The sequence below is a fragment of the Bradyrhizobium sp. UNPF46 genome (assembly GCF_006658625.1).
Lineage (GTDB): Bacteria > Pseudomonadota > Alphaproteobacteria > Rhizobiales > Xanthobacteraceae > Bradyrhizobium > Bradyrhizobium nitroreducens.
Window position 1 is genome coordinate 1 of record NZ_LFJB01000103.1, and the last position, 15,862, is coordinate 15,862.

Sequence of the window (15,862 nt, forward strand, 5' to 3'; positions counted from 1 at the left end):
TGCCGACGCTGCCGCGTCCACCGCAAGCCCGGCTCGCGAACAAGACGACCACAAGTCGCCCCTCTTGGGTGAGCCGGGATGGGCGACACATACGACAAAACCGAATTTCGGTAAAGCGGAATATTTTTGCGCGCGTGGATTGACAGCGGGCGACACAGGCGCAGTCCAGTAGCCCGGATGGAGCGGAGCGCAATCCGGGACGGTGCAAGATGCCGGGCGAGCGGTCCCGGATTACGCATCCGCCTTCGCTCTGCGAGCGACGGCGGAAGCTCCATCCGGGCTACGGGAGAATTCCGCTCTCATCAGCCGCCGCCTGTGCCGGGACGATTCTCCCGATCATCGTCTCGATCTCCGCCTTGACGCGATCCGGCACGGCGTTCTGCACCATGTGGCCGAGATCGGGCAGCACGATCAGCTTCGTATTGGGCACCAGGGCCGCGAATGGGCGGGCGTGGATGCTGGTCCTCACCGTCTTGTCGGGCTCGCCGGCGATGATCGTGACCGGGGCCTTGATCTCGCCATAGCGCGGAGCTTGCGCCGCGACCGCCTCCTTCAGCGTCACCAGATCATAGGCATTGGCGATGAACTCGCGCGGACGCAGCAGCAGGGGCGTCGCGGAATCCTGCACGAAACCATCGGGCATCGTCTGTGGCAGGAACACGTTGCGCGCGCCGGCTTCAGCGACGAAATAGCCGAGCGGCAGGGTGATGGTGTAGGCGAGCAGCGGGCCGATCACCGGCGTCGCGATGATCTCGTTGTAACGGCCGACGCCGCCGCGCCAGGGATGGGTGACGGGCGCGAGCATGACGAGGCCGGCGACGCGGCCGGGATGATCGAGCGCAAGCCGCGCGCCGAGCGCGCCGCTCCAGGAATGCACGACGAAGACCGCGCGCTCGATGCCGAGCTTATGAAGCGCCTCGTCGATCATCCGCGCCTGGATCTGCGGCGTCGAATCCTGGCGCCGCGCCCGCGTGCTCCAGCCATGACCGGGACGATCGACCAGGATGACGCGATGATCCCTGGCGAGGAGGTCGCCGAGCGGGCGCCGCATCGCTTCGAGATTGGAGCTCGCGCCGTGCAGCATCACGATCGGCAAGGCCTTATCGCGCGGGCCGATGTCGACGACGTGCAGCGTCGCGCCGTCGACCTCGACCATCTCGCCTTGCGGCGGAAAGGCGCGTTGCACGGCGACGATTCCGGCCTGCGTGACCAGCGCCAGCAGAACCAGCGCCGTCACGACTGACATCACGATCATTGAGAGAATCCGGGAGATCCTGGGCACAGGGCAGTTACGGACCTTATGGGCGGCAGTTTCGTTCCACCGGCTCTTGCGTCTTCCACTAAAAACGCCGGGGCTGTGGATATGTGCACAATTGCGGAACGTAAAAACCCAATGGAATCAACATTATTCCACACGGGCGCGCAAGCCCCCGACAGCTTCATGCGGCCGTCATCGCGGCTTCCATATAATCGCCATGGTCGGTTCCGCCATCTAGGCGCGGGTGGGCGCCGATCCTCCTCGCAACCTCAGGGGCTGGGGAAAGACCGGCAGAACTTGTCCTGGTTTGAACCGGAGGATTTTCGATGAGCTTCAGATCGAACGACACTGCAATCGACGAGATCGTCGCGAGCTGCAACGGCGACCTGCGCGGTGCCGTGCGGGCGCTGCTGCTGATCAACGAGCATCTCGAGGCGGAGCTGGCGAAGGCTTACGCCGCAGCCGCCGACCGCGGCCTGATCGAGCGCGGTGGCAGCGTCCTGCATTGAGCGCGGCTAGTTCGTCCCGTCTTCGTCCTTTTCCTCGTCCGGCGTGAGCGCGGGACAGGCGCGGATCGTCGAACGGGCAAGCTTGGCATCGGCCCTCGACTTATAGGGACCGTCGCCGAACCAGATATCGCCGATGATGACCGGGTTGCTGGTCACGATGTTGCATTTTCCGGTGGCGCGGTTGCCGACCACCCAGAACAGTCCGTCGGCGAGGCTCAGCGTCCCCGACGCGAGCAGCAAGCACCCTGCAAGAATCAAACGCTTCATGGCTTTCGCTCCTGCCATGCAGGTAGGCCTGCAGCAGCGCCGGCAATAGTGCTCACGATGACGCGGTTCCGATCGTGGTTAATCCGCGCGGGCTGCAATCGCTCGAAAGCTGATCGAGTTGTCCGCTAGATGTCGCGACCTTCGACCTTCTCGGTCAGCGCCTTGACCTGGTCTGGGATCTTCTCGAGGTGCGGATTGACGGCGAGCGCCTTGCGATAGGCCTCCAGCGCGCGCTTCTCGTCGCCGACCTCCTGCATGATCATGCCGAGGCCCGCGAGCGCGCCGAAATGGCGCGGCTCCCGGATCAGCACTTGCTGGATATCCGCGAGCGACCGGCCGTAATCGTTCTGCATGTAGTAGAGCGTGGCGCGCCGGTTCCAGGCCTCGATGTAGTCGGGCCGGAGCTTGATGACTGAATCCAGGAGCTTGATCGCGACCTCGATCTTCTTGGCATCGACCGCGGTCTTGGCGCGTGCCATCAGAAGCGCCGCGGTGTCGCTCGGGGTCTGCAGCCAGATCGCCCAGATCCGCGCCTCGACATGCTTGGCACTGGCCTCGTCGGGCGCCGCCTTCAGCGCGCCGAACAGGAAATCGAGATTCTTGTTGCGATCGACCTTGGGCAGCTTGGCCGGCGCCTCGGGGAGCTTCTTCTGCTTGCCGGGCGGCTCAACCTGCTGCGCGGCTGCCGGAGCCAGAGCCGTGGCTGCCAGCACGACCGCCAGACACAAAGTGCGCGGATGAGGGAATCTCACTGCCATGGGCAAAGTCTAAACGCGCAAAGCCGCCCTTGCAAAGCAAAGGCGGCGTCAAACTCGTGTGAGCCGTGGTCTTGCGGGGCGCGCGGGGGCGACCGGCAGGGCTTATCAGCCCTGTTATCAGCCCTGGCGAGCCTTGAAGCGGCGCTGCACCTTGTTGATCACATAGACCCGGCCCTTGCGGCGGACCAGGCGGTTGGCGCGATGGCGACCGCGCAGCGATTTCAGCGAGTTACGGACCTTCATGGCGGAATCCTGAACGTTCGAAAGGCCGTGTTCGGCACTACCGTTGCGGCACGCGCGAATGTGGCAAAATGAGATTTTTCCCGCCGGCGGACGACCGCCCGGGACGGGGCGGTTCTTAAGGCATGGCGGGAGGTCATGTCAATGTTAACTGCCCGCTTCCGAACCGACAAATTCGCGAAAACAACCCCATGCACAGTCAAAGCGGCCGGATCGGCCCGATTTATCCCAAGGGAAATCAGGACCTTTCGAGGACGCCTTGTTTCGACGACGCCTTGCCAAGTTCGTTATATCATATAATCAATTCGGCAACCCGTCGGGAGGACACCCATGCCGAAGCTGAAGCTGCCTGATATCGACAAAGTCGTCGCCATCGACATCCACACCCATGCCGAGGAGCCCTGCGGCTGCCACCCCGACGACGGCTATGACGATTTCCAGGCGCAGATGGCCGAATACTTCAAGTCGCCCAACAAGCATCCGCCGACCGTGCCGGAGACCGCGGCCTACTACCGCTCCAAGAACATCGCCGCCGTGATCTTCCCGGTCGACGCCGAGCGCGAGACCGGCTTCCGCCGCTACAACAATTACGAGATGATCGAGGCCGCCTCCGACCATCTCGACGTCCTCATCCCCTTCGCCTCGATCGACCCGCACAAGGGCAAGCTGGGCGCCCGCGAGGCGCGCAAGCTGATCGAGGAATACGGCGTGCGCGGCTTCAAATTCCACCCGACCATGCAGGGCTTCTACGCCAACGACCGCATGGCCTATCCGCTCTATGAAGAGATCAACAATGGCGGCGCGATCGCGCTGTTTCACACCGGCCAGACCGGCGTCGGCTCGGGCATGCCCGGCGGCATGGGCATGCGGCTGAAATATTCCAACCCGATGTACATGGACGACGTCGCGGCCGATTTCCCCGACCTCAAGATCATCCTCGCCCATCCCTCCTTCCCCTGGCAGGAAGAGGCGCTGTCGGTCGCGACCCACAAGCCGAACGTCTACATCGATCTCTCGGGCTGGTCGCCGAAATATTTCCCGCCGATCCTGGTGCGCTACATCAACTCGATCCTGCAGGACAAGATGCTGTTCGGCTCGGACTGGCCGGTGATCACGCCGGACCGCTGGCTCGCAGACTTCGCCAAGATCGAGATCCGCGACGAGATCCGGCCGAAGGTGCTGAAGGCCAACGCAAGGAAGATTCTGGGAATCTGACGAAGGCGGTCGCGTCTCGCGGCGATGCAAAGGCTTTAGCCTCACCCAGGCACCGCTGACCATATTGCACTGCGCGGCGGTTGACGTCGCCGCGCGAGATTCGTCTGGCCATGCCAGCCGCTGTTCTGCCATCATGCAACCTTTAGGGGTGTTGGTGGTATTTCATGGCATATCTCAGCTCAGAATTGCCTGAGCGCGACGCAGCGCTTCCGTGCAGTTGCCCTGCCGATTCGACTGCAGCATCTGTCCGTCTCGCATTGTCCCGCAAGGCCTTGCTGCAGGATCATGCCAACCGGTTTGCTGCCTCTCGCATCCGCTGGCGGGAAAAGGCTGCCTTCTTTCACGACGAGGACGAACGCTACCTGCGGTTTCTGATACCACCGGGACGCCGGGTGCTCGAGATCGGATGCGGCATCGGCGATACGCTCGCCTCACTCGCCCCGTCCCACGGCGTCGGTATCGATTTCAGCGCGGCACAGATCGAGATCGCCAAGGGCCGTCATCCGGACCTCACCTTCGTCGAGGCCGACGCCGAAGACCCCGCCACCTACGCCGCCCTCGAGGGTCCGTTCGATTTCATTCTCGTTCTCGACACGATCGGCTCACTGGACGACTGCCAGAGCTTCATCGAGAACCTGCACCCGCTGTGCACACGGAACACGCGGGTCGTCTTCGGATATTTCTCGCATCTCTGGTATCCGATCCTGAAACTGGCCGAGACGCTCGGCATGCGCATGCCGCATCCCGATCAGAACGTGCTCTCGCCGGCGGACTTGCGCAATCTGGTGTCGCTGGCCGACTTCGATCCGGTCAAATCCGAGCAGCGTGTGCTCCTGCCTGCAGCGCTGCTCGGGATCGGACGCTTCGTCAATCGCTACGTCAGCGTGCTGCCCGGCCTGCGCGCACTGTCGCTGCGACATTATCTCGTCGCCCGTTCGATGCGCTGTGCGCACGACGACATTTCGTCCGTGACGATCGTGATCCCGGCGCGGAACGAGCGCGGCAACATCGAGCCGGCCGTGCGGCGCATCGCCGGCTTCTGCGCCGACATCGAGATCATTTTCGTCGAGGGACACAGCAGCGACGGCACCTTCGAGGAGATGGAGCGGGTCAAGCGGACATTCGACGGGCTCGACCTCAAGACGATGAAGCAGCCCGGCAAGGGAAAGGCCGATGCGGTCTTCGCAGCGTTCGACGTCGCGCGCGGCGACGTCCTGATGATCCTCGACGCGGACCTGACCATGCCGCCGGAGCAGCTCTGCAAGTTCTACGAGGCCCTGCGCTCGGGCAAGGGCGAGTTCATCAACGGGTCCCGTCTGGTCTATCCGATGGACGAGGGAGCGATGCGCTTCCTCAATCTGATCGCCAACAAGACCTTCTCCTACCTGTTCTCCTGGCTCCTCAATCAGCGCTACACCGACACGCTCTGCGGCACCAAGGTGCTGCGCCGTGCCGACTATCAACGCCTCAAGGCGGGGAAAGCCTATTTCGGCGACTTCGATCCGTTCGGCGACTTCGATCTGATCTTCGGCGCGTCCAAGCTCAATCTGAAATCGGTCGACCTTCCGATCCGCTATGCCGCGCGCAACTACGGCGAGACGCAGATCTCGCGCTTCAGCCACGGCTGGATGCTGCTCAAGATGGTGATATTCGCGTTCTTCAAGATCAAAGCGGTCTGATGAAGACGATCCACCTTGCGGGTTGCACGTGAGAGCTGCCTTGGCACACCTGTCGCGGCAGGTCGCGAGCACCGGTCAGACGGGGCCGTCGCGCCAGGATCCGCTCGACCGGCTGACCCCGTTCGGATGGCGGGGAGCACTGGTCTTCCTCTTCGTCTTTTCCCTCGCCTCGTTCCTGCTGTGCGGCTATTTCATAGCCTATTGGCGCAATGCCGACATGGATTTCATGGTGGTCTACAGCGCCCTGTTGCTCAACGACGGGGACCATCGCGCCTATTTCGACCACCCGGCCTATTGGACCATCCTGTCGGTCGAATTCTGGTTTCGTCTGCTGCACCGGCTTGGCCTCTTGCAGGAATGGGCTCTCTCGACCGTTCCCCCGGACAGCTCCCGCTTCGACGCCTCGATGACGAATGTCGTCCGCGCCGGGCGGATCGTTGCGGCGATGACGGCGGGGGCCTGCGTTCTCGGATTCGCCGCCCTGGCAAAACGCATCGTCGCGGACAGGCGGATTGCAACCTGCGGGGTCGTTGCGTTCGCAATGTCGGGCGGCGTGCAGATGCACTTGCGGATATTGCGCAGCGAGATGATCGCGGCCTGCTTCTGCGTGATCGCCCTCATGCTGCTGATCGTCGCGGCGCGCCGCGGCACCCTATTGCGGCCGATCGCACTTGCGATTGCGGGCTGGCTTTGCGTGACCGGGCTCGAAAACAAGGTTCAGGCCATCCTGCTCATCGCCGCCCTGCCGGCCCTGCTGCTGCCGTTCGGAGGGAGCGCGACTGCGAGCGTCGCCTTCTGGACGTCAAGCGCGCGCGCCTGGCTGGCAACCACCGCGGCCGCCCTGATCGCCGCCGGCGCGACGGCGGCGGCATGGCCGCTGGTCGCCGCAGGGCTCGATCCGGTCGCCGCGAGCGCTGCCGGTCTGCATCCGCTTCTGCTGGGGAGATTTGGCACATACCAATTCCTTCTCCTGGCCTGGATCCTCGGCAGCATGGCCGCATTCGCTGCGCTCTGGCGGGTAAGCCTGCCTGAAACTCTCGCCGCCATGTGCTGCCTCTTCGCCGGCGCCTCGCTCGGCCTCCTCGCGCCCTCTCTGCAATACGATGCGCGGGACGCAGTGATCGTGCTCAACCCCATCGAACAGATGCTTCGCTATGCCCAGATCCCTCAAGCAGGTGGGCATCCCGAAAGTCCCTTCGTGCTCCTGCTGGCGGGCCTGCTCGGCGTCCTTCGACGCTATACGTTCGTGCTGTTTTCCTCTCCCCGCCCAACCGTGTTCCTGACCTGGCTGGTCATTCCCGGGATTGTCTATGCCTGGCGGCAGGGCACCCGTCAGGTTGCCGTGCAGGCCACCATCCTCATGCTTGCGGCGATTGCGATCGATGCAGCCGGGGTTCGCCGCGGCCTCAAGCTGGAGTATTTCGTCTTCACCGACCCGCTGATCATCATCGCGGGGATGCTGCTGCTGGATCAGGCCAAGGACCTCTGGGCGCACCCCTGGACTTTCCCGATCGGCGCCGCATTGATCACACTGCACTTCGCAGTCAGCCAGGCCGAGCCGGTGAAGATCGCGCTCAAGGGCGGAGGACGCGAGAGCGTCTGCGAATGGAGCCCCGACTATTTGCCGCGGCTCCCGCTTCCGTGGTGCGGGCCACATGCAAGTGCTTCCGGATCAGAAGTCAGATAGGAGGACTTCAGACCCATATCCTCGAACTCGGCGGACCCGGCACCCACGATGATCGCTGCGATCCGTCGCTTCCGGCGGCAAGATCATCCAGATCGGCGTCTTGACCGGGTTCGGCCCGAAGCCCGACCTCGCCCGCCTGCAATGGGAGAACGCCGACATCATCGGCGTCACCGTCGGATCGGTCGACCGTTTCGACGCGCGAACCGGTGTCCACTTCGCTCGAAAACGCTCTATAGTTCGCTTGACGATGACAGCCCCGGAAGGACAACCCATGCGCATCAAAGCCGTCGTCTTCGACGCCTACGGAACGCTCTACGACATCCAGTCGGTCGCCGAGGTCACCGAGGATGCGTTTCCGGGCTATGGCGAGATCATCACGCAGGTCTGGCGCATCAAGCAGCTCGAATACACTTGGTTGCGCTCGCTGATGCAACGCTACCAGGATTTTGCCGTCGTCACGCGTGACTCGCTCGCCTATACGCTGCGCGTGCTCGGGCTCGACTACGAGAAGGACGCGTTCGCGCGCGTCATCGAGAAGTACCTTCATCTCGATCTCTATCCGGATGCGACCGCAGCGCTCATCGCCTTGAGGCCGCGAAAGCTCGCCATCCTCTCCAACGGCAGCCCGGACATGCTGAATGCGCTGGTGCGCAACACCAAGCTCGACCGCCTGCTCGATGCCACCATCAGCGTGGACGCGAAAAGGATCTTCAAGCCGAGCCCGGCGGCCTATCAGCTGATCGGCGAGGAGCTCGGCACCGCGCCCGACGAGGTGCTGTTCGTGTCCTCCAATCCCTGGGACGTGGCGGGGGCCAAGTCGTTCGGGCTGAACGTCGCCTGGATCGAGCGGGTGACGCCGGAGGCCATGGCGCTGGCTTGCGTCGAGACCGAACTCGTGGCACCGCTGACCATGTTCAAGGCGATCCGCACCCAGATGGACGAGCTTGGATTCGCACCGGATCATCGTGTCCGCGCGCTCTCCGAGCTGCCAGGGATCATCCGGGGATGACCCAGGGATCATCAGGGATTGCTGAGGCATCGCCGCCCGCAAGTCTGACACGAGCTGCATGGAATGAGCCTGGAATCCGTTCGCGCCTTCTTCGCCGAGAAAGCCCCCGACATATCAGTCATCGAATCCCCGATCAGTTCGGCGACCGTGGCGCTGGCCGCCGAAGCCTATGGCGTCGAGCCCGGAATGATCGCCAAGACGCTGAGCTTGCGCGTCGGCGAACGCGTGATCCTGATCGTGGCCGCCGGCACCTCGCGCATGGACAACAAGAAGGTCAAGGCGCAGTTCGGCGGCAAGCCGAAGATGCTGGGGCTGGAGGAGGTCGCCGACATCACCGGCCACGAGGTCGGCGGCGTCTGCCCGTTCGGGCTGAAGGCGCCGCTGCCGGTCTATTGCGACGTGTCGCTGAAGGCGTTCGACGTGGTGGTGCCGGCCGCGGGCTCGACCCACAGCGCGGTGCGCATCACGCCGGATCGCATGGCCGAGCTCACTTCGGCCGAATGGGTCGATGTCTGCGAGGTCAGGCCGTAGGACGGCGCCGGATACGATGCCTCGTGCATTTGCCGGTCAGGGAGGCTAGCATAACGACCATGACCGACGAGAAGGTGAAACGACGACTGACCACCGTGCTGTGCGCCGACGTGTACGGCTATTCGCGCCTCATGGAAGCGGACGAGGCCGGGACGCTGGAGACGCTCCGCCGCTACCGCACGGCCATCGCGCGCCTGGTCGAGCGCCATGACGGCCGCATCGTCAATACCTGGGGCGATGCCGTGATCGCCGAGTTCGCCAGCGTCGTCGAGGCCGTGCAATGCGCGGTCGAGATCCAGCAGGAAATCGCAAGTCACGCTGCTGACACACCCCAGGCGAACCCGATGCAGTTTCGCATCGGCATCAACCTCGGCGACGTCATGGTGGACGGCTCCGATATCTATGGCGACGGCGTCAATATCGCCTCGCGCCTGCAGGAGCTTGCCGAGCCCGGCGGCGTCGTGATCTCGAGCTCCGTCTACGATCAGGTGCACAACAAAATGTCGGTTGGCTTCGACTGTCTCGGCCAACGCCCGATGAAGAACATTGCCCCCCTGACCAGTTACCGGTTGACCCTGGGTGGCCAAATTGCCGGGACAGGGAACTCCGCGATCGGGGAAAGCGCAACTCCGTTCGAGCGAGCGCATGCTCCCCGGATGGACAATAGGCGCGCGCCGTCATCGCCGACGAATGTCGTCTCGGATTGGCTCACAAGGCTGCCCCGCCCGGTTGCCGCGGCCCTCACGGTGTCGGCCTTCCTGATCCTGATCAATCTGTTCACCAGCAACAGGATCTGGTTTCATTGGCCGGTCGCAGCCATTCTGTTCGGTGTCGTCTTGCGGATGGTGCTTGGACAGCGGCCTGAATCGGACCGCAGGACAGAACGCTGAACGAGGCGGCCCGACCGCATCGTCACACCTGCGGCCGCGCTTTTCTCCGGATCGCGCTCTGGTCAGGGCCTAATCGTCGTTATCGTCGTACGGACGCGGCTGCATCTGCGGAGGCGGCGCATTGTTATAGCGCGGCGGCGGTGCGGGGCGATTGCGTGGGGCCTGCTGCTGCGGCGGCATCTGGTTGTTGGACTGGAACACGGCACGACAGCCGCTCGAGAGCTGCGGCGTGTTCTGCTGCAGGCAAGCCGTGATCCGGCTCACGTCGGGGATCTGGTCGCTGCAGAGACGCCAGACGTCCGGCGTGCAGGCCATCTGCTGTTCCATGGTCCCGCGATATTCCTCGGCGAATGCTGCGCCCGGCGCGACGATGCCGCCGATCGCGAGCACGACACCCAGCGCAATCCGCTCTGTTCGCATATCCCGATCCTTCTCGATTCCCACGAATTCTGATCAATCAATGAGGCGGGAGCCGGTTCTGGACCAACAACAAAATGTGAAAACGGGCGCCGGAACCCCGGCCACCCTTGCCGACGCTTTAGTCCGTGGCACCCCAGCAACAGGGCCGGAGCAACCCCTTCTCCTGCGCCTTTCGCCATAGGGCATTTCGCATAACGCCAAGAAGCACGGCGGCCTTCCCGCTAGGAATTGCGCTGGAATGAGGGGAATCGTCGATGCCGACCGCAATAGGGGTCTTTGCGCTGAACGCCACAACGGCCACCATCCTGCGGCAAAAACTGCTCGTCACCGCGGCGCTGGCGCCGCTCGTGCTCGCCGCCTTCCCGGTCCTGATGCCCAATCCGGCGCTCGCGGCCTGCAATGTGGCTGGCACCGGCACGATTGGCGCGCTCGATTCGGGCGATGTCGCGACCTGCACCGGCCTCGGCAACACCGACCACATCAACGCCACCGGCGGCAGCAATGTCACGCTCAACGTCGGCGACGGCACGCCGACCTCGCTCCTGCCGGGCGCCGGCATACCCGCGGTCGTTTTCGACAGCACCATCGGCTCGCATATCACCGTCAGCAATCAAGCGACGGCCTCGACCTACAGCGGCGCGGTTCTGCTCTCCAACGGCTCGAGCCACAACAATGTCACGATCGCGGCCGGCGGGATCGCGGAGGGTACGGGCAACGCCGAAGCGGCCATCGTCATCGACAATGCGAACGACAATCTCGTCAACATTCGCGGAACGGTCGTCGGGACCGGAGGGAACACGACGGGACTGCGGATCAGCGGGACGTCGAGCGGCAATGCCGTCCTCGTCTATGACACCGGATCGATCGGCGGTGGCCATACCGGCGTGCAATTCATCGCCGGCGGCAATACGCTCATCAATGGCGGCACGATTTCGGGCGGCTTCTTCATCGCCATCCAGGGCTCTTCCGGCAGCGACACCATCTTCAACTCCGGCACCATCTCGGGCGGCGGCAGCGGAGCGATCGAGCTGAATGGGGGCGATGATCTGCTCGGCCTCGCTCCAGGCGCGACGATCACCGGGAATGTTCGCGGCGGGAGCGGCACCGACACGCTGAACTTCGGCAGCGTCGGCAGCGCCTCGTTCGACCTCGGCAATCTCGGCCCCGGGCTGCAATATGACGAGTTCGAGCAGCTGAAGAAGAACGGTACCTCCGTCTGGACACTGACCGGCACCACGGCCTTTATCGGCGCGACGAGCGTGGATGCCGGCGGCCTGATCGTGAACGGCACGTTGCCGTCGGTCGTCACCGTCAATGGCGGCTATCTCGGCGGCACCGGCACGGTCGGCGGCATCGTCGTCAACAACGGCGGCACGGTGGCTCCCGGCAATTCGATCGGGACCCTCAATGTCAGCGGCAACGTGACGTTCAACGCGGGCTCGACCTTTCAGGTCGAGATCAACCCCGGCGGCCAGTCCGACAAGATCGCAGCGACGGGAACGGCGACGCTCAATGGCGGCACGGTGCAGATCGTGCCGCTCGGCGCGGGCTTCCTCGCCAACACCCAATACACCATCCTTACCGCGACCGGCGGCGTCAGCGGCACGTTCGCGACGCTGACGACCTCGGGCGGCCCGCTGGTTTCGGGACAGCTCAGCTACGATGCCAACAACGTCCACTTCATCCTGCAGCAGATCGGCGGCTTCGGCACGCTGTCCGGCCTGACGCCTAACCAGACGGCGGTGGCCGGCGCGCTGGATCAGGCGCAGTCCGGCGGCGCATCCGGATCGCTCGGCACCGCGATCAACACGCTTGCTGCACTGGGCACATCAGGCATCAAGGCCGGTCTCGACGATCTCGCCGGGCAAGTCCACGCCGATGGCCGCCGCTTCACGGCCGATCAGGCCGACATGTTCCAGAGCTTCATGTGGAATGCCGGCACGCAGTCACGCGGCGAGAGCGTGCGCATGTCGGCCGCCGCTTACGCGCCCGAGCCGGCAGACCCGATCGGCAAGGCGCTGCGTGGTCGCCGCCCAACGCCGGTACAGAGCGTCTGGTTCGGCGGTTACGGCAATTGGGACAAGGTGGCGGCGAGCAGCATCGCTTTTGGAACGAGCACGACCGTCGGCGGCGCAGCGCTCGGCGTCGACCTCTGGCAGATGCCGGACTTCACGGCGGGCCTTGCGATCGGCGCATCGACCGGCCAATTGCGCGTGGCGGGCCGCGCCGACCGTATCGAGGCCAATGCCGGCCATGCCGGTTTCTACGCGCGCGGCGAGGCAGGCGGCTTCAATCTCGCCTCCGCCATCAGCTATTCCTTCGCGGCACTCGACTCCTCACGCACGATCGCATTCCTCGGCGAAACGGCGACCGCTTCCTCCCGGGCGAGCACCTTCGCCGCATCGCTCGGCATCGCGCGCCCGTTCGAGACCGGATGGGGTTTTACCGCCGAACCGTTCGCCAAGGCCGATTGGTACGCGACAAGCCAGGGCAGCCTGTCCGAAACCGGCGCCCCTGGCGTCAATCAACTGGTGCGAGGTGGCAGACTGGACGTCGGCTATGGCACGGCCGGCCTGCGCACCGATCACCGCATGACGATGCCGAACGGCCACGCGGCCCGGCTCGGCGCCACCATCGCCGTGCGTCATGAGTTCACCGGCGCCGCAACCACGACGGCGGCGCTCGAAGGTGCGCCCTTCATTCCGTTCGCGATCACCGGGGTCGAGCGCACACGCACCGTGGCGCTCACCGGCGCGGAGATCCGGTGGGATCTCACGGCCGCGACATCGTTGAAGGCTTCTTATGAGGGCGCGTTCGCGCCGGGATACGACCGACATACTTTGCGGGGCGTTGTCCGCAGCGAATTCTAAAGCCGCCCCCTACTCCACCTTGCCGATCTTCTTCACCGCCGCGATCAGCCGCGTGCTGTCGGTCGCGACGAATTGCGCGAAGGCCGGCGCGTCCTGATAGGCTACGAGGCTGCCCGAGGTTTCGAAGGCCTTGAGCACGTCGGGGCTCTTCATCACCTGTGCCATCGCCTCGCGCAGCCGGCTCGCGATCGGCGCGGGAAGTGAGCTCTGTGCGAACAGCCCGGCCCAGATGTACATCTCGACGTCCTTATAGCCGAGCTCCTGGAAGGTCGGCACGTCGGGGAAGCTCGCGATGCGCTGCGCGCCGCAATTGCCGAGCACGCGCAGCTTGCCGTCGTCGACCTGCGGCTTCAGCGTTCCGGGCGCGGCGGCGATCGCCTGCACGGTGCCGCCGAGCAGCGCGGTGAGCGCAGGTCCGGCACCGCGGAACGGCACGTGCAGCAATTTTATGCCGGCACTGTTCGCAAACATCTCCATCGCCACATGCAGCGTGCCGTAAGGGCCGGAGGAGCCGTAAGTGATCTGGCCCGGGCGCCTCGAAGCGTCCTCGATGAAATCCTGCGCCGTCTTCCACGGTGCGGAGGCCGGCACCGCCAGCAGCGTGGGATCGGCGAGCACGCGCGCGATCGGCATGAACTGCGAGACTTCGTAGGCAACCGGGCGGTCGAACAGCCGGTCGGCCTCGGGCAGCACCGCAAGCGAGGACAGCGTCATCAGCAGCGTGTAACCGTCGGGCTCGGCGCGCGCCGCCGCCGCATTGCCGACCGAGCCGCCGCCACCGCCGGCGCGGTTGTCGACGATCACGGGTTTGCCGAGAATCCGCTCCAGCGCCATCGCCACCGGGCGCGCCGCAAGATCGGCCTGGCCGCCAGCCGGGAACGGCACGATCATGGTGATGTTGCGCGAGGGGTAAAGAGCTTGGGCAAAGCTTGATTGAGAGCAAGCTGCCTGCGCCAGCGGCAGCACGGCAGCGGCCTTCAGGAGTTCGCGGCGGTTCATTGGTTGGTACCTCCCCGATTGTTTTCGTTGTTGGGAGGCAGCCTAACCGAAATGGATTGTGTTGCGATAGCCGTGCGCTTGCACCCTCCGCGAAGGGGGCCTGGAGAGGGGGTCGACCGGTTGGCCGGATCTCCTCAACTACTGCGACTGCAACAAGGTAGGCAGGCTCTTGTCGAGGACGTTGCCGAGCAGTTGCCGCGTCGACGCGCGCATCGCCGGATTGTTGGCGGCTTCCGGCGGTTCTGGCCACTGCGCCCAATCGATACGCAGCGTCGGCGGCCCGGTCATAAAGTTGCTTCCGCTGATCGAGCCTTCGCCGCTCTTCAGAATATCGAAGCTTTGCCCGTCATGAACGTAGATCCGTATGACCGCGTAGATGTCGGCCATGTTGTACAACGGGCTGCCCTTCATGACGCCGATGCCGAAGAATCCACCCTGGCGTATTCCCTTGATCACGACGACATAGCGTTTGCACCCGGCCTGACCGGCAACTTGTCGGACGATGGCGCCGGCCTTGTCGCTGCGAGCGAACATGCCAAGCCCGGGATCGTACGAACTGAATGCGGATTTATCGGCGGCGATCCTGCGGACGACAAAGCCGGAGCCGACCGCGACCCTCACACGCTCGACAACGAGGTCATCGAGCCCGAAACCGTCGACCGGAACCTCCTTGTTCTCGTTGCCGAACACTGTCGCGCCGATCTTCTTCACGATGAAGCGATCGCCCAGCAGCGATATCACGCCGACGCACGGTCCTGCAGCTTGCGGCGTGGACCGCGGAGCAGGTGCCGGCTTGGAAAGCGCGTTCTTTGCCGGCTTGGCAACCGTCGCCGGCTGGGCGGCTTGCGCCTGCGCGGGACCGGCCAGGCAGAGTGCGAACAGGACGAGGCAAACAAGACGAAGCATCATGTAGCGGTCGATCGGGTTGTTGAGAAACACGAAGCAGGAAACAAAACGCGGCGCGGATATAGACAACAAAGTCTATGACCGCAACGCGACGGCGCCTGGCGTTTCTTCGCCCTGGCAAACTGCTTGGTCAAAGACTCCATCAGCGGCAATGAAGCAGCGGCGCGCAAGAGATCGCGTCGATCCATGATGGTGCCTCCCCCTGATTTTCTTATGTCGCCGCCAGCCTAACGCGCCAGGCGGCAAGAACAAGACGTTTACGAAGCGTTCACCATGTCCGGCCGCGCCAGGAACGCATGCATGGACCCGCTGTTGCCCTCCCGAGGAGAGTGAGCGATGCGGAATCTGGCGACCATCGACGTTGCGCTCGACGAGATGCTGGTGAATCTCGCGGCGATCGTGTTGCGGCTTTCGAAGCCCGAAATGACGCGGACCCCGGAAGCGCGGCGCGCTTTGGCGCAATCCGTCCATCAATACGGCGTCTGCGCCGCACGCTCGCGCGACCCGCGCGTCCACGAATTGAAGACGCAATTGGAGGGCACGCTGAAGCCGACCTTGCGCATCGTCGCCATCGACGGCGTGAAGGTGATGTAGGAACAAGATGCCGTAGGATGGGCAAAGGCG

At 64.3% G+C, this 15,862-nt stretch carries 16 protein-coding genes; 9 read left to right on the forward strand and 7 right to left on the reverse strand.

Annotated features, from left to right (window positions below; translation table 11 throughout):
• Nucleotides 1-280: 280 nt before the first annotated feature.
• Nucleotides 281-1,255 carry an alpha/beta fold hydrolase gene (locus tag UNPF46_RS33595; RefSeq protein ID WP_181770238.1) on the reverse strand — a complete coding sequence of 325 codons (975 nt, stop codon included), beginning with the start codon at nt 1,253-1,255 and terminating at the stop codon, nt 281-283.
• 329 nt (nt 1,256-1,584) lie between these two features.
• Here UNPF46_RS33595 and UNPF46_RS33600 point away from each other — a divergent pair, with 329 nt between their 5' ends.
• A complete protein-coding gene (locus UNPF46_RS33600; RefSeq protein ID WP_100174639.1) occupies nt 1,585-1,767 on the forward strand; it encodes a hypothetical protein in 183 nt (60 codons plus the stop codon).
• Nucleotides 1,768-1,773: 6 nt separating this feature from the next.
• Here the strand turns inward: UNPF46_RS33600 and UNPF46_RS33605 are convergent, their stop codons facing one another.
• The 3 genes from UNPF46_RS33605 to ykgO all read right to left on the reverse strand — a co-directional run bounded on the left by UNPF46_RS33605 (nt 1,774) and on the right by ykgO (nt 3,035).
• Nucleotides 1,774-2,034 (reverse strand): hypothetical protein, encoded by a 261-nt coding sequence (locus UNPF46_RS33605; RefSeq protein WP_100180899.1) that lies wholly within the window; start codon nt 2,032-2,034, stop codon nt 1,774-1,776.
• Between the two features lie 125 nt (nt 2,035-2,159).
• On the reverse strand, nt 2,160-2,792 hold the full coding sequence (locus UNPF46_RS33610; protein ID WP_100174638.1) for a tetratricopeptide repeat protein: 633 nt from the start codon (nt 2,790-2,792) through the stop codon (nt 2,160-2,162).
• Nucleotides 2,793-2,909: 117 nt separating this feature from the next.
• Nucleotides 2,910-3,035 carry a type B 50S ribosomal protein L36 gene (gene ykgO, locus UNPF46_RS33615; protein WP_006611362.1) on the reverse strand — a complete coding sequence of 42 codons (126 nt, stop codon included), beginning with the start codon at nt 3,033-3,035 and terminating at the stop codon, nt 2,910-2,912.
• A 327-nt stretch (nt 3,036-3,362) separates the two neighbouring features.
• Here ykgO and UNPF46_RS33620 point away from each other — a divergent pair, with 327 nt between their 5' ends.
• The 6 genes from UNPF46_RS33620 to UNPF46_RS33645 all read left to right on the forward strand — a co-directional run bounded on the left by UNPF46_RS33620 (nt 3,363) and on the right by UNPF46_RS33645 (nt 10,043).
• Nucleotides 3,363-4,247, forward strand: coding sequence for an amidohydrolase family protein (locus tag UNPF46_RS33620; RefSeq protein WP_142252938.1), 885 nt, complete (start codon nt 3,363-3,365; stop codon nt 4,245-4,247).
• 164 nt (nt 4,248-4,411) lie between these two features.
• The gene (locus UNPF46_RS33625) at nt 4,412-5,926 is read left to right on the forward strand and encodes a bifunctional class I SAM-dependent methyltransferase/glycosyltransferase family 2 protein (protein ID WP_142252939.1); all 1,515 of its coding nucleotides are present in this window, start codon (nt 4,412-4,414) and stop codon (nt 5,924-5,926) included.
• Nucleotides 5,927-5,975: 49 nt separating this feature from the next.
• Nucleotides 5,976-7,613, forward strand: coding sequence for a hypothetical protein (locus tag UNPF46_RS33630; protein ID WP_142252984.1), 1,638 nt, complete (start codon nt 5,976-5,978; stop codon nt 7,611-7,613).
• Nucleotides 7,614-7,884: 271 nt separating this feature from the next.
• Nucleotides 7,885-8,622: a haloacid dehalogenase type II gene (locus UNPF46_RS33635; RefSeq protein WP_142252940.1), complete on the forward strand. Its 738-nt coding sequence runs from the start codon at nt 7,885-7,887 to the stop codon at nt 8,620-8,622.
• Nucleotides 8,623-8,685: 63 nt separating this feature from the next.
• Complete coding sequence (locus tag UNPF46_RS33640; RefSeq protein ID WP_142252941.1) at nt 8,686-9,153, forward strand: YbaK/EbsC family protein; 468 nt, start codon at nt 8,686-8,688, stop codon at nt 9,151-9,153.
• A 59-nt stretch (nt 9,154-9,212) separates the two neighbouring features.
• Nucleotides 9,213-10,043: an adenylate/guanylate cyclase domain-containing protein gene (locus UNPF46_RS33645; protein ID WP_142252942.1), complete on the forward strand. Its 831-nt coding sequence runs from the start codon at nt 9,213-9,215 to the stop codon at nt 10,041-10,043.
• 69 nt (nt 10,044-10,112) lie between these two features.
• Here UNPF46_RS33645 and UNPF46_RS33650 read toward each other — a convergent pair whose 3' ends face one another.
• Nucleotides 10,113-10,463 carry a hypothetical protein gene (locus tag UNPF46_RS33650; protein ID WP_142252943.1) on the reverse strand — a complete coding sequence of 117 codons (351 nt, stop codon included), beginning with the start codon at nt 10,461-10,463 and terminating at the stop codon, nt 10,113-10,115.
• A 254-nt stretch (nt 10,464-10,717) separates the two neighbouring features.
• Between UNPF46_RS33650 and UNPF46_RS33655 the strand changes: the two genes are divergently transcribed.
• Complete coding sequence (locus UNPF46_RS33655; protein ID WP_142252944.1) at nt 10,718-13,333, forward strand: autotransporter outer membrane beta-barrel domain-containing protein; 2,616 nt, start codon at nt 10,718-10,720, stop codon at nt 13,331-13,333.
• Nucleotides 13,334-13,342: 9 nt separating this feature from the next.
• Here the strand turns inward: UNPF46_RS33655 and UNPF46_RS33660 are convergent, their stop codons facing one another.
• A complete protein-coding gene (locus UNPF46_RS33660; protein WP_142252945.1) occupies nt 13,343-14,332 on the reverse strand; it encodes a tripartite tricarboxylate transporter substrate binding protein in 990 nt (329 codons plus the stop codon).
• 138 nt (nt 14,333-14,470) lie between these two features.
• On the reverse strand, nt 14,471-15,271 hold the full coding sequence (locus UNPF46_RS33665; protein WP_181770239.1) for a hypothetical protein: 801 nt from the start codon (nt 15,269-15,271) through the stop codon (nt 14,471-14,473).
• A 303-nt stretch (nt 15,272-15,574) separates the two neighbouring features.
• On the opposite strand from UNPF46_RS33665, the gene UNPF46_RS33670 reads away from it, so the two are divergent.
• Complete coding sequence (locus UNPF46_RS33670) at nt 15,575-15,832, forward strand: hypothetical protein (protein ID WP_100174628.1); 258 nt, start codon at nt 15,575-15,577, stop codon at nt 15,830-15,832.
• Nucleotides 15,833-15,862 lie beyond the last annotated feature (30 nt).